The organism is Burkholderia sp. BCC1972, from assembly GCF_905339605.1.
Taxonomy (GTDB): Bacteria; Pseudomonadota; Gammaproteobacteria; order Burkholderiales; family Burkholderiaceae; genus Burkholderia.
In genome coordinates, this window is sequence record NZ_CAJPGH010000030.1 from 29,862 (window position 1) to 43,040 (window position 13,179).

The window sequence follows — 13,179 nt, forward strand, 5'->3', positions numbered from 1 at the left end:
CGCGTCCGGCGCATCGCCGGGTGCCAGCCGCCCATCCGTTTTCAGAGTGCCGCCCATGCAAGACCTCAAAATCGACCGCAATGCCAAGACGTTGCGCGAACTGACGCTCGACAAACTGCGCGGCGCGATCGTGCAGGGTTATTTCCGCCCCGGTGCGCGGCTCGTCGAGCGCACGCTGTGCGACGAACTCGGCGTGAGCCGCACGGTGGTGCGCGAAGTGCTGCGGCATCTGGAGACCGAAGGGCTGGTCGAGACCGTGTCGCGCCAAGGCCCGGTGGTCGCGCGGCTCGATCCGGCGCAGGTCGGCGAGATCTATGAGTTGCGCGGCCTGCTCGAGGCCAATGCCGCACGCGCGTGCGCCGCGGGCGCGACGCCCGACGTCGTGCGGCAGCTGCGCGAGATCCGCGCAACGATCGAAGACGCGTTCGAGAAGCAGGAACTGCCGCGCGTGCTCGAATACACCGAGCGTTTCTACGAAGCGCTGTTCGAGGCCGCGGGCAAGCAGGTGTCGCTGACGGTCGTCAAGACGCTCAACGCGCGCATCAACCGGCTGCGGGCGTTGACCATCGCGATGCCGGGGCGCGGCGGCGATTCCAATACCGAGATGAACCGCCTGCTTGACGCGATCGAGCGGCGCGACGGCGACGCGGCGTCGGCCGCATCGGCCGCGCACATCAAGCGGGTGGCCGAGCTGGCGTTGTCGGCGCTCGCACAACAGGACGTGGCCGTCGACGAAAGCTGACGGGATCCGGCGCGCGGGTTTCGATCCGCGCGGTTCGGGCTGCACATCAAAGGCTGCCGGTGCACAACGCCGGCGGCCTTTTGTTTTGCCAGTCGCTTTTCCGTGCCGTTTTGTCGGTGGATTCGACTCATGGTATTCCATAATACGATGTTCATTGTTGTAGCCCGTAAGATGGCATACCATAATCTCATCGGGTAACGCAGTGATTACGGGAGCACGCCATGACTGAGTCGATGACCGGACCAACCGCGCAGCAACAGGCATTCAATACGCTCGGATTCCGTCGCGCGTTGTCCGCTGCCGGGGAGCGTGCCCATGTGGGCGCGATCCTCGAACATCGCGACGGGCTGGTGCTCGTCGATACGCCGGAAGGGCTGCGCTTGCCGACCGGCACCCGCCTCGAACCGGCGAGCGACGCGGCGAGCCTGCGCGGCGTGCTCGCGAAGCTCGGCCTCAATGCGCATCTCGACTTCCTGTTTGCCGTATTCGAGGCGACCGGCAAGCGCGAGCCGGGCGTCCATATCTATTACCGCGGCCGCGTGATTCCGACCGCATCGCCGTGGTTCGACAGCAGCATTCGCATCGTGCCGCTCTGGCAGGTGCCGTGGGACGAAATCACCGACACCGCCGTGCGTTCGATGCTCGAGCGCTACGTGCGCGAACGCCGGCAGGACGCATACGGCATCTATGTCGGCGACACGGAAGCCGGCACGGTGCAGCCGCTCGCATTCGCGCACTGACGGCGCCGCCTGGAGCCGACGTGCCGCGCGCGGGTGGCTCTCGACGCCAACGTCGCGCAGCGATGAACGACAAGATCGAGAATCCGGCGCGCTGATGCTGCCGGCCTGAACACGCGTATTCGGATGGCCGCCGTCCCGGTGGCCGCAACCCGCACCCGTTTCACTGGAGAGAGACCATGAGCAGCAGAAGCATCCCGCGTTTCGCAGCATCGCGCCTCGTCCGTATTGCCCCGTTGGTCGCGCTGTGCGCCGCGCCGGCAATGGCCGCGGATCAGATCGTCTTCACGAGCTGGGGCGGCACGACCCAGTCGTCGCAACAGAAGGACTGGGCACAGCCGTTCACGCAGGCGAGCGGCGTCAGCGTGCTGATGGACGGGCCGACCGACTACGGCAAGCTCAAGGCGATGGTCGACAGCGGCAATGTCAGCTGGGACGTGGTCGACGTCGAAGGTGACTTCGCGTACGCAGCGGAGAAGGCCGGCCTGATCGAGCCGATCGACTACGGCGTGGTGAAGAAGGCCGACCTGGATCCGCGCTTCGCGACGCCTTCGGCGGTGGGCAGCTTCTATTACTCGTTCGTGCTCGGCTACAACAAGGCGAAATACACGGGCGCGCAGCCGCAGACCTGGGCGGACCTCTTCGATACCAAGCGCTTCCCGGGCAAGCGCACGTTCTACAAGTGGTCGGCGCCGGGTGTGCTCGAAATCGCTCTGCTCGCCGACGGCGTCGCGCCCAACAAGCTCTATCCGCTCGATCTCGACCGCGCGTTCAAGAAGCTCGATTCGATCAAGGGCGACATCGTCTGGTGGAGCGGCGGTGCGCAGTCGCAGCAGCTGCTCGCGTCGGGCGAGGCGCCGGTCGGCATGTTCTGGAACGGCCGCCTGCATGCGCTTGCGCAGACCGGCGTGCCGGTCGGCATGTCGTGGAACCAGAACCTGACCGCAGCCGACATGCTCGTGATCCCGAAGGGTGCGAAGCATCGCGACGCGGCGATGAAGTTCCTCGCCGCCGCGACGAGCGCGCAGTCCCAGGCGAAATTCGCGGCCGATACCGGCTATGCGCCGATCAACGTTAAGTCGGCCGCGCTGATGCCGCCGGCCATCGCGAAGACGCTGCCCGACCAGTACAAGAGCTCGCAGATCAATCTCGACATGAAGTACTGGGCCGACAACCGCGACGCGATCGCGAAGCGCTGGTACGCGTGGCAATCGAAGTAAGCAGGCCCGGAAGCAGGGTGCCGGCACGCGTTCCGATCAGGATCGCGAATCGAATCGAATCGGACCGAGCCGGCCGAGCAACGCATCTGCATGGGGCCATGGGTGGCGGGCGCTGAAGGGCGCTGAAACGCCGGCCCTGGCCGACAAAGGAGACACCATGCCCAACGTATTGAGTACCGTCGCGCATCCGCCCTTGGCGGCCGCGCGCAAGCGGCGCGACTGGCGCAGCATCCGGCTGCTGACGCCTGCGATGCTGCTGCTCGTGATTTTCTTCCTGCTGCCCGTGCTGTCGCTGCTGCTGCGCAGCGTGCTCGAGCCGACGCCCGGATTGCACAACTATGAGCAACTGCTCGGCTCGACGACCTACGTGCGCGTGTTCGGCAATACGTTTCTCGTCGCGACGGTCGTGACGCTCGTCACGCTGCTGGTCGGCTTCCCGATGGCGTGGCTGCTCGCGATCGCGCCGCGCAAGCTCAGTGCCGTGCTGTTCGCGATCCTGCTGCTGTCGATGTGGACCAACCTGCTCGCGCGGACCTTCGCGTGGATGGTGCTGCTGCAGGGGACGGGGCCGATCAACCGCGCGCTGATGGCGATCGGCGTGATTCACGAGCCGCTGGCGCTCGTGAACAACCTGACCGGCGTGACCATCGGCATGACCTACATCATGCTGCCGTTCCTCGTGATGCCGCTGCACGCGACGCTGCGCGGCATCGACCCGTCGACGCTGCGCGCCGCCGCCGTGTGCGGCGCGAGCCGCTGGCAGGCGTTCTGGCGCATCCTTGTGCCGCTCGCGATGCCCGGTGTCGCATCGGGCGCGCTGATGGTGTTCGTGATGGCGCTCGGCTACTTCGTCACCCCGACGCTGCTGGGCGGCCCGTCCTACATGATGCTCGCGGAACTCATCGCGCAGCTCGTGCAGGAACTGCTGAACTGGGGCCTTGCGGGCGCCGCGGCATTCGTGCTGCTCGCCGTGACGCTCGCGCTTTATGCGTTGCAGCTGCGTTTTACCAACCGCGCGCAAGCTACCACCGGAGGTCGCTGAGATGCTGCTCGATTTCGATCGCCTGGGCGCGCTGCGCTGGATCCTCGTGGCCGTGGGCGCGGCCGTTGCGTTGTTCCTGCTTTTGCCGATCTTCTTCATCGTCGCGTTGTCGTTCGGCGATTCGCAGTGGCTCATCTTCCCGCCGCCGGGCTGGACGCTCGAATGGTACCGGCAGCTGTTTACCGATGCCGGCTGGATCGACTCGTTGATGACCAGCGCGAAACTCGCGGTGATCGTCACGGCGCTGTCGGTCGCGATCGGGTTTCTCGCGTCGCTGGCGCTCGTGCGCGGCAAGTTTCGCGGCCGCGAGGCCGTGCGGGGCTTCTTCCTGACGCCGATGGTGCTGCCCGTCGTCGTGCTCGCCGTCGCGCTCTATGCGTTCTTCCTGCGCATCGGCCTGAACGGGACGATGACCGGCTTCGTGATCGGCCACCTGATCATCGCGCTGCCGTTTTCGATCATCTCGATCAGCAACTCGCTCGTGAGCTTCGACACCGCGCTCGAAGACGCCGCGCTGATCTGCGGCGCGTCGCCGCTCACCGTGAAGCTGCGCGTCACGCTTCCCGCGATCCGGCTCGGGTTGTTCGCCGCCGCGATCTTCGCGTTCCTCGCGTCGTGGGACGAAGTCGTGGTGTCGATCTTCATGTCGAGCCCGACGCTGCAAACGCTGCCCGTGCGGATCTGGGCGACGTTGCGGCAAGACCTGACACCCGTCGTCGCGGCCGCGTCGTCGCTGCTCGTCGCACTGACGACCGTATTGATGCTGGCGGGCGCCCTAGTGCGCCGCGCACGCGCTAACTGAGGTAACACGCCATGACTGCATTCCTGCAAATCCAGCGCCTGCGCAAGACCTACGGCGACGTCGTCGCGATCGACCAGGTGTCGCTCGACATTCGGAAGGGCGAATTCATGACCTTCCTCGGGCCGTCGGGTTCGGGCAAGAGCACGACGCTCTATATCGTCGCGGGCTTCCAGGAGCCGACCGACGGCCGCGTGCTGCTCGACGGCAAGCCGCTGCTGTCGGTCGCGCCGAACCAGCGCAACATCGGCATGGTGTTTCAGCGCTACACGTTGTTCCCGCACCTGACTGTCGGCGAGAACGTCGCGTTCCCGCTGCGCGTGCGCCGCCGGCCCGATGCCGAAGTGCGCGCGAAGGTCGAGCAAATGCTGAAACTCGTGCACCTGTCCGAATGCCGCGACCGCATGCCCGCGCAGCTCTCGGGCGGGCAACAGCAGCGCGTCGCCATCGCGCGTGCGCTGGCTTACGATCCGCCGGTGCTGCTGATGGACGAGCCGCTCTCCGCGCTCGATAAGAAGCTGCGCGAGGAAATCCAGCTGGAATTGCGCCGCATTCACCAGGAAACCGGCGTGACGATCCTGTACGTCACGCACGACCAGGAAGAGGCGCTGCGCCTGTCCGACCGCATCGCCGTGTTCAACCAGGGGCGCATCGAGCAGGTCGGCACCGGCGAGGAGCTTTATGCGAATCCGGCGTCGCGTTTTGTCGCGAGCTTCATCGGCAATTCGAATTTCCTGCCGGTCAAGGTGACGAAGCACGGCGACGGCCGTATCGGCGGCGTGTTGCCCAACGGCCTCGAAATGCCGTCCGACCTGTTCCACCCGACGCTCGCCACCGGCGACGAAGGCGCGCTGATGATCCGCCCGGAACAGATGCGCATCAGCTCGCTGCAACGCGCCGGCGGGTCGAACGGCACCGCGGGCCTGCCCGTGACCGTGCGCGACGTTACCTATCTCGGCGATGCGATGCACTACGCGGTCGCGACCCCGTGGCAGCAGGAAATCTCGATCCGCATGCCGGCCGCCCATCGGCACGACAACGGCATCGTGATCGGTGCGCAGGCACTCGTCGACTGGGACGCACGCGACGTGCGCCTGTTCGCGCAAGCCTGACGGCGGCAGCCATGAATCCCGCACTGCCGTCCCTGAAAGTCCAGCGGCCCACCGCGACGCTGCGCGAGCTTGCGCTCGAGAAGATGCGTACCGCGATCCTGGACGCGCATTTCCAGCCGGGCGAGCGGCTGGTCGAGCGCTCGCTTTGCGAGATCCTGGGCGTGAGCCGAACCGTCGTGCGAGAGGTCCTGCGGCATCTGGAAACGGAAGGCCTCGTCGACTCGATACCGAACCAGGGGCCGATCGTCGCGGTTCTCGATTTCGACACGGCCGCCGAGATCTACGAAATACGCGCGTTGCTGGAAGGCGAGGCCGCGATGGCCTGTGCGCAGCATGCTGACGAATTGCTCGTCGCCGAGCTGGCCGCGTATATCGACCAGATCCGCCAAGCGTTCGACGCACAGGACCATCAGGCGGTGAAGGCGCTCACGTCGGCGTTCTACGAGCGCATGTTCAACGCCGGAAGAAAGCACGTCGCGTGGGAGATCGTGCAGACGCTGATCGCGCGGATCAACCGGTTGCGTGCGCTGACGATCGCGTCCGACGATCGCGGGCACCAGGCGGTCGAGGAGATGCACGCGATTCTCGCGGGCATCGCGGCCGGCAACGGGGTGGCGGCGCGCAACGCAGCCGTCGCGCATGTGGCCAGGGTGGCCGAGATCGCGCGCAAGCTGCTGACCCATGGTCACGAGAGCGCTTCCTGGCGGCAGGCCGGATAGCGACACCGCGGAGTCGCTGCCGGCCGCAATTCGACATTCACTGTATTCGCGGCCCGAGTCGTACTCGGGTCGCCTCATGCATTTTTATCCCGGAAGGAACGATCGTGAAATTGAACACGCTGTTGAAGGATCCGGCGCTCTTGCGTCAGCAGGCTTTTGTGGACGGGCAATGGTGTGACGCCGACTCGGGCGGGCGCTTCGACGTGCTCGACCCGGCGACGGGCGCAACGCTCGGCAGCGTGCCGTCGATGGGGGCGGCGGAGACGGCGCGCGCGATCGACGCCGCGAATGCCGCATGGCCGACGTGGCGTGCGAAGACGGCGAAGGAGCGCGCGCGCGTCCTGCGCCGCTGGTACGAGCTCATGATCGAAAACGCCGATGATCTCGCGCTGATCCTCACTGCCGAGCAGGGCAAGCCACTGGCCGAAGCGAAGGGTGAAATCGTTTACGGCGCGTCGTTCATCGAATGGTTCGCGGAAGAGGGCAAGCGCGTGGCCGGCGAAACGCTCGCGACGCCCGCGTCCGATAAGCGCCTCGTGGTCGTCAAGGAGCCGATCGGCGTATGCGCGGCGATCACGCCGTGGAATTTCCCGAACGCGATGATCACGCGTAAGGTTGGGCCAGCACTCGCGGCCGGCTGCCCGATCGTCGTCAAGCCGGCCGAAGCCACGCCGTTTTCGGCGCTTGCACTCGCGGTGCTTGCCGAGCGCGCGGGGGTGCCGAACGGCGTGCTCAACATCATTACCGGCGACCCGAAGGCGATCGGCGGCGTGATGACAAGCAGTCCCGTGGTGCGCAAGCTGTCGTTTACCGGATCGACCGGTGTGGGGAGGCTGCTGATGGCGCAAAGCGCGCCCACCGTGAAGAAGGTGACGCTCGAGCTCGGCGGGAACGCGCCGTTCATCGTGTTCGACGATGCCGATCTTGATGCCGCCGTCGAAGGAGCGATCGCGTCCAAGTACCGCAACAACGGACAGACGTGCGTGTGCACCAATCGCTTCTACGTACACGACCGCGTGTACGACGCGTTCGCCGCGAAGCTGGTGGCTGCGGTGCAGGGCCTGAGGGTCGGGCACGGCACCGAAGGCGGCGTGACCCTCGGGCCGCTGATCAACGACGCGGCGCTAGGCAAGGTCGAGGCACATATCGTAGACGCACTCGCCAAGGGTGCGACGCTCGCCACAGGTGGCAAGCGACATGCGCTCGGACACGGGTTCTTCGAACCGACCGTGCTTCTGAATACCACTGCGCAGATGGACGTCGCGCGAGAAGAGACGTTCGGGCCGCTCGCGCCGCTGTTCCGCTTCTCGAGCGACGACGAGGTCGTGAAGCTCGCCAACGACACCGAATTCGGGCTTGCCGCGTACTTCTACAGCCGCGATATCGGGCGCGTGTGGCGGGTGGCCGAGCAGCTCGAATACGGGATGGTCGGCATCAATACGGGGCTCATCTCGAACGAGGTCGCGCCGTTCGGCGGTGTCAAGCAATCGGGGCTCGGCCGCGAAGGATCGCACTACGGCATCGACGATTACCTGGTCATCAAGTACCTGTGCATGGCGGTCTGATCGTCGGTTCGTTTGACCGAAAAAGGGGCATGCTGACATGAATACGTGGTCGTCCAGAAACGCCGAGCTCACGCGCGATCGCACCGGGCACACGGTCGTCAATGCAGGCGAAGTTGCAGGCATCGCGATACCTGCCCGGGTGACACGGAGCGTCGTGTCGATCTGCCTCGCGATGATCCTCGCTGAAGGTTACGACGTCGCGATCTATGGCGCCGTGCTCCCGATGCTCACACACGGCACCGACTGGTCGTTGTCGCCGTTCCAGCTCGGCGCGATTGCCAGTTGCTCGCTCGTGGGCATGATGCTCGGCGCGATGGGCGCCGGTACGTTGAGCGACCTCATCGGCAGGCGCCGGATACTGCTCGGCAGCGTGACGTTGTTTTCCGCGATGATGGCCGCCGCCGCGCTCGCGCCCACGCCGATGTGGTTCGTCGTCGCGCGCGTCGTCGGCGGGCTCGGGCTCGGCGGCGTGGTGCCGACCGCGGCGGCGCTTACCGTCGAGTATTCGCCACCCGGGCGTCGATCGTTCAACTATGCGTTGATCTACGCCGGATATTCAGTTGGCGGCATCCTGGTTGCGCTGCTCGCGATGAACTGGCTGCCATTGTACGGCTGGCGGCTGCTGTTCGGGCTGGGTGCCACGCCGCTGCTCATCGTGCTGCTGGCGGCGCGCTATGTGCCTGAATCGCTGGATTTTCTGCTGGCCAGGAATCGGGTGGACGACGCGCGAGTGCTCGCACGAACGCTGGCGATTCGACATCCGGCACTCGATGCTCTGGCGAACGGGCAGTCCGACGAGCGGGCGATGCACGATCGCATCGCCGGCGATCGAGAAGCGGCCGCGCCGGTCCGGTCATTGTTCGAAGCGTCGACGCTACGCGCAACTCTCGCGTTCTGGGTCGCGATGTTCATGGGCCTGCTGCTGCTCTATGGATTGAGCACGTGGCTGCCGCAATTGATGCGAAAGTCCGGTTTCGCGCTCGGGTCGAGCCTCGGGTTGCTCGTCATGCTCAATGCGACCGCGGCGCTGGGTTCGCTCGCCGGCGGGGTGGTGGCCGACCGCCTGGGTTCGCGGCCGGTCGTCAGCGTGCTCTATCTGCTGGCGGCTGCGAGCCTGTGCGCGCTGCCATTCGCTCACGGCACGGTGCAGACCTATGTGCTCGTCGGCATCGCCGGAGTCGGCACGATCGGCAATACCATGCTGCTCGGCGCATTCATCACGCGGTATTACCCACCGCACAACCGGGCGACCGGGATCGGGTGGGCGCTGGGAATCGGCCGGTTCGGTGCGATCGCGGGGCCGTTGATCGGCGGATGGCTCGCGCAAGCCGGGGCGCCGTTGCCTTGGAACTTTTACGCATTTGCTGGTGCCGGGGTGGCGGCTGCCGTCGCTGTCCTCGTCGTGCCATGAAAGCCCTGGTGTGGAAGTGGTAGGCGTTTCCTGTTGGCGATTACCGAGTCTTGACCCGCTACAGGTTCGCGCGCGTCGACTCTGGGTGAACGCCAACCGGCGTTTCCGCCATTGCATCAAGGGAGCATTGCCTTGGTTCCCCCAGTGTCTGGGGACGTGGCGAACGACCAGAAAACGCAGCCGGCGCGCGTCCGGATCGGGGCCCCTTCATGTCAGGCGCCACTGCGACAGCCACTTCAGCGTTTCTATGCGGACACGATCACAATTAGGTTTGTGAATATCGGTCGTCCGGAACCATGTGGAGGCTAAAGTAGTGTCGTTACGCGCCGTAATATGGCATACCAACGGGGCGAGGACGACAAATGAAGAAGACCGGCGATCTATCAATCGGGATGAAGCTCACCATTGCGTTTGCGAGCTTAATTCTCATGTTCCTGACCAGTTCGGGTGTCTGTTTCTACAGCGTCCAGGCGATTGCCGAGAAGGAAAAGCAGGTTGCATTGTCCGAACAGGCGATGAAACTGATCAAGGACGGCGACACCGACTATCTCAATATCATCTGGGCAGTGCTTGCGAACAACTTGAACGGCCAACCCGGTCACAAAAAGTGGAAAACAGAACACATCAACGACTTCAGGCGAAGACTACTCGACATCAAGGCGCTGGAAAGGGATGGTGCGCGCGACAGGCTGGTTGACGATAGCATCGCCAACTACAACGCATGGGAACGCAAGGTGGTCGATCCGCTCTTCGCGATGCGAGCCAAGGTCGATGCATACAGTTCGAACATCAGTGACCTCTCCGAACTTACGGAAAGTTTTGGCTCATATTTGGGCACCGACGCGCTTGTAGGGTCAATTGCGAGGCTGGAACAGTACGAAACAGCGCAGGTGATCAAACGGCAAGCCGAACTCGATGCGTTCCGGTTCACGATTTCGATCAGCATGCTGCTTGCATCAACCGGTGCAGTGGTCGCAGCCGTATTTGCAGGGCGATGGCTGGCACGAAATATCCGCGATCCGCTAGCCCAAGCGGTGCAAGCCGCGGAGATGGTAGCAAATGGCTATCTCGATAGGGCGGTCAGAACATATGGCATGGATGAAACGGGGCGGTTGCTGCATGCGATTCAGCAGATGCAACTGTCGCTCCTCTCCATTATCGAGAAGGTTCGATCCGGGTGTCAGGCGGTAAAAGACGGCACGTCTCAGATCGCGGCGGGCAATATCGATCTTTCCAGTCGAACCGAGGAACAGGCGGCCTCGCTTGAAGAAACTGCTTCCAGCATGACGCAACTCACTGAAACAGTGAAGCAGAATGCAGATAACGCACGCCAGGCCAACGCACTGGCAATGCGTGCGACCGACGTGGCCGATATGGGCAACGATGCCGTGCAAAGTATGGTTCAGACTATCGGTGAGATCCGTGACAGTTCGACCAAGATTTCGGAAATCACCGGAACTATCGAGAGCATTGCCTTCCAGACGAACATCCTTGCACTTAACGCTGCCGTCGAGGCTGCCCGCGCTGGCGAGCAGGGGCGCGGCTTCGCTGTGGTTGCGAGCGAAGTGCGCAGTCTGGCACAGCGCTCTGCTTCAGCTGCGAAAGAAATCAAGGAACTGATCGGCACGTCCGTTGCCATGATCCAGGACGGTGCGAAGCAGGCGACGGACGTCGGCGGGACGATGGGGCAAGTCAAGCAGGCGATTAAGCAGGTGTCCGAAATCGTCGGCGAGATCGCTGCTGCTTCGGACGAGCAGAGCTGCGGGATCGAACAGGTCAATCAGGCCGTCGTGCAGATGGATACGGTCACACAGCAGAATGCGGCTCTCGTCGAGCAGGCAGCAGCAGCGGCACATTCGCTGGAAGAGCAGGCAATGAATCTGAGCGATGCTGTCTCGGTATTCAAGGTCTCCGAGAGCGAATCGTCTGCATAAAATTGAGCGAGCTCAACGTCACATGCCTGGATAATTCGGCCCGCCGCCGCCTTCGGGTGTGACCCACGCGATGTTCTGCGTCGGGTCCTTGATGTCGCAGCTCTTGCAGTGCACGCAGTTCTGTGCGTTGATCACGATGCGGTCGCTGCCGTCGTCGTTCTTCACGAATTCGTACACGTCTGCAGAGCAGAATCGACCCTCCGGCCCAGCATACGTACGCAGGTTCATGTTCACCGGACGTTGCATCCTTCAGCGTCGGCCGGGCCGGCAGTTCACCACGGGAGCGGACCCTCGACGTTTGTGAAGCCGCCCATCGGACAATCACGGCCAAGCAAAATCAGTCGGACGGGCTCACGCGCAGCTTCCTCGACTGTACCGGGCCCGATGAATTTATTGTTGTCGGTGGCCGTGAACCCCGGGCATACGGCATTTACCTTGATGTTGGTGTCCTGAAGCTCGATTGCGAACGCCTGTGTGACCGCATTCAGAGCTGTTTTCGATGAAGAGTAGGTTCCGGCATAGCGGCGGAACGGGTTCGAAGGGTCAGCATTTCGCGTCAACGAGCCGGTGATGCTCGATATGTTGACAATTCTTCCATCCGGCGCTTCACGAAGTAGCGGCAACATGGCCTGTGTGACAGCGATGACGCCGAAGACGTTGGTTTCGTATACCGCTCGCAATTCGTCCGGGTCGACGACCGATAGATACGTTTCCCCCATCATCTGTTCAGGCGTCCGGGTTGACGGACCGGCGTGAGAGATTCCCGCGTTGTTCACGAGAACATCGAGCCGTCCATACGTTTGACGGATATATCTTGCCGCGACAGCGATGGACTCCGGGTCGGTAACGTCGAGTTGAACCGCGTCCGCATTGGTGCCGACGCTCGTGACAACGGCTTCGCCTGCCTCAAGCTGGCGCGAGCCGAGTAAAACAGTGAAGCCGTTCTTGGCAAGATCCTTGGCGATCTGCAGGCCGATTCCCTTGTTGGCTCCGGTAATGAGGGCAACGGGAGTGTCATGCATACTCAATCTCCGAACGAAAATAGACAAAGTCGCGCATTTGCGCTATATGTGGAACATAGTTCCGTTTATAATATACGGAACATCGCTCCGTTTATCAAGAGGCAGAATTGGCAGACAACGAAAAGAGATTGAAGAGTGCTCTGACGACCGTGGACGCGCGACGTCACGTGCGGGCCGATGCGCAGCGGAATATCGACGCCATTCTTCGCACTGCCGCGAAGAGCTTCAGCCGTTCGGGCGTCGACGTATCCGTGCGCGAGATCGCCGAGCGAGCAGGGGTCGGTGTCGGCACGCTCTATCGCCATTTTCCAACGCGTGCCGACCTCGTCGTTGCGGTGTTTCGCAAAGAGGTCGATGAGTGCGTTGATACGGTGTCCGTGTTGATAGCCGGCTACCCGCCCGCCGATGCGCTTGCGCGATGGGTCGAGCATTACGTCAAATTCATCGACACCCATCGTGGGCTTGCAGAGGCACTGAATTCGGGCGATCCCGCCCTCAAGGGTTTGCCGGCGCATTTCTACGAGCGATTGCGGCCAGCCGTTCAAGACTTACTGGATGCCGCGACAGAAGCCGGGGAAGTTCGTGCCGGTGTGAAGGCGAGCGAACTTCTCCATGCTGTTGCGATGCTGTGTGTTCCGTCTCATTGTGGCGAACCTACTGATCCGCAACGCATGGTCGGGATGTTCATGGACGGCTTGCGCTACCGCGCAGGCTGACTTGTAGGGTGCCCCTGTGAAATGGCTCTGGCGAGAGTTATAGGTGGGGGCGATAGGCCAAGGAACAGCGAACTAGAAAATGCAAATTCCGCGTCGAACCATCCCTTCACTCTGTGAACAGGCTGTCGCGCTCACTTCATCCCAATGTTTGAGCAACCCC

The 13,179-nt window shown here is 63.4% G+C and carries 11 protein-coding genes and 2 pseudogenes; 11 read left to right on the forward strand and 2 right to left on the reverse strand.

Annotated elements, in window-relative coordinates; genetic code table 11:
- Positions 1 to 55 precede the first annotated feature (55 nt).
- The 10 genes and pseudogenes from U5798_RS31220 (at position 56) to U5798_RS31265 (ending at position 11,281) form a co-directional block, all read left to right on the forward strand.
- The gene (locus U5798_RS31220) at positions 56 to 742 is read left to right on the forward strand and encodes a GntR family transcriptional regulator (protein ID WP_322084233.1); all 687 of its coding nucleotides are present in this window, start codon (positions 56 to 58) and stop codon (positions 740 to 742) included.
- A 287-nt stretch (positions 743 to 1,029) separates the two neighbouring features.
- Positions 1,030 to 1,482 (forward strand): annotated as a pseudogene (locus U5798_RS31225) (flavin reductase); the annotation flags it as partial.
- Between the two features lie 176 nt (positions 1,483 to 1,658).
- The gene (locus tag U5798_RS31230) at positions 1,659 to 2,699 is read left to right on the forward strand and encodes an ABC transporter substrate-binding protein (protein ID WP_322084234.1); all 1,041 of its coding nucleotides are present in this window, start codon (positions 1,659 to 1,661) and stop codon (positions 2,697 to 2,699) included.
- 157 nt (positions 2,700 to 2,856) lie between these two features.
- A complete protein-coding gene (locus U5798_RS31235) occupies positions 2,857 to 3,741 on the forward strand; it encodes an ABC transporter permease (RefSeq protein WP_193093110.1) in 885 nt (294 codons plus the stop codon).
- A 1-nt stretch (position 3,742) separates the two neighbouring features.
- On the forward strand, positions 3,743 to 4,543 hold the full coding sequence (locus tag U5798_RS31240; RefSeq protein ID WP_205672899.1) for an ABC transporter permease: 801 nt from the start codon (positions 3,743 to 3,745) through the stop codon (positions 4,541 to 4,543).
- Positions 4,544 to 4,554: 11 nt separating this feature from the next.
- The gene (locus tag U5798_RS31245; RefSeq protein WP_322084235.1) at positions 4,555 to 5,652 is read left to right on the forward strand and encodes an ABC transporter ATP-binding protein; all 1,098 of its coding nucleotides are present in this window, start codon (positions 4,555 to 4,557) and stop codon (positions 5,650 to 5,652) included.
- Positions 5,653 to 5,663: 11 nt separating this feature from the next.
- Entirely contained in the window at positions 5,664 to 6,371 is a 708-nt protein-coding gene (locus U5798_RS31250; protein ID WP_321819842.1) for a GntR family transcriptional regulator, read from the forward strand.
- A gap of 104 nt (positions 6,372 to 6,475) precedes the next feature.
- On the forward strand, positions 6,476 to 7,936 hold the full coding sequence (locus U5798_RS31255; RefSeq protein WP_322084236.1) for an NAD-dependent succinate-semialdehyde dehydrogenase: 1,461 nt from the start codon (positions 6,476 to 6,478) through the stop codon (positions 7,934 to 7,936).
- A gap of 37 nt (positions 7,937 to 7,973) precedes the next feature.
- Positions 7,974 to 9,347: an MFS transporter gene (locus tag U5798_RS31260; protein WP_322084237.1), complete on the forward strand. Its 1,374-nt coding sequence runs from the start codon at positions 7,974 to 7,976 to the stop codon at positions 9,345 to 9,347.
- 362 nt (positions 9,348 to 9,709) lie between these two features.
- Entirely contained in the window at positions 9,710 to 11,281 is a 1,572-nt protein-coding gene (locus U5798_RS31265; RefSeq protein ID WP_322084238.1) for a methyl-accepting chemotaxis protein, read from the forward strand.
- A gap of 18 nt (positions 11,282 to 11,299) precedes the next feature.
- Here the strand turns inward: U5798_RS31265 and U5798_RS31270 are convergent.
- Together U5798_RS31270 and U5798_RS31275 are read right to left on the reverse strand one after the other, a co-directional pair.
- Positions 11,300 to 11,549, reverse strand: a pseudogene (locus tag U5798_RS31270) (4Fe-4S dicluster domain-containing protein); the annotation flags it as partial.
- A 4-nt stretch (positions 11,550 to 11,553) separates the two neighbouring features.
- On the reverse strand, positions 11,554 to 12,303 hold the full coding sequence (locus U5798_RS31275) for an SDR family oxidoreductase (RefSeq protein ID WP_322084239.1): 750 nt from the start codon (positions 12,301 to 12,303) through the stop codon (positions 11,554 to 11,556).
- 107 nt (positions 12,304 to 12,410) lie between these two features.
- On the opposite strand from U5798_RS31275, the gene U5798_RS31280 reads away from it, so the two are divergent.
- Entirely contained in the window at positions 12,411 to 13,019 is a 609-nt protein-coding gene (locus tag U5798_RS31280; RefSeq protein ID WP_322084240.1) for a helix-turn-helix domain-containing protein, read from the forward strand.
- Positions 13,020 to 13,179 lie beyond the last annotated feature (160 nt).

What these genes read in the sequence shown, in the direction of transcription:
- U5798_RS31220 (WP_322084233.1), top strand. Translation starts at nt 56, where the DNA reads ATGCAAGACCTCAAAATCGACCGCAATGCCAAGACGTTGCGCGAACTG.
- U5798_RS31230 (WP_322084234.1), top strand. Translation starts at nt 1,659, where the DNA reads ATGAGCAGCAGAAGCATCCCGCGTTTCGCAGCATCGCGCCTCGTCCGT.
- U5798_RS31235 (WP_193093110.1), top strand. Translation starts at nt 2,857, where the DNA reads ATGCCCAACGTATTGAGTACCGTCGCGCATCCGCCCTTGGCGGCCGCG.
- U5798_RS31240 (WP_205672899.1), top strand. Translation starts at nt 3,743, where the DNA reads ATGCTGCTCGATTTCGATCGCCTGGGCGCGCTGCGCTGGATCCTCGTG.
- U5798_RS31245 (WP_322084235.1), top strand. Translation starts at nt 4,555, where the DNA reads ATGACTGCATTCCTGCAAATCCAGCGCCTGCGCAAGACCTACGGCGAC.
- U5798_RS31250 (WP_321819842.1), top strand. Translation starts at nt 5,664, where the DNA reads ATGAATCCCGCACTGCCGTCCCTGAAAGTCCAGCGGCCCACCGCGACG.
- U5798_RS31260 (WP_322084237.1), top strand. Translation starts at nt 7,974, where the DNA reads ATGAATACGTGGTCGTCCAGAAACGCCGAGCTCACGCGCGATCGCACC.
- U5798_RS31265 (WP_322084238.1), top strand. Translation starts at nt 9,710, where the DNA reads ATGAAGAAGACCGGCGATCTATCAATCGGGATGAAGCTCACCATTGCG.
- U5798_RS31275 (WP_322084239.1), bottom strand. Translation starts at nt 12,303, where the DNA reads ATGCATGACACTCCCGTTGCCCTCATTACCGGAGCCAACAAGGGAATC.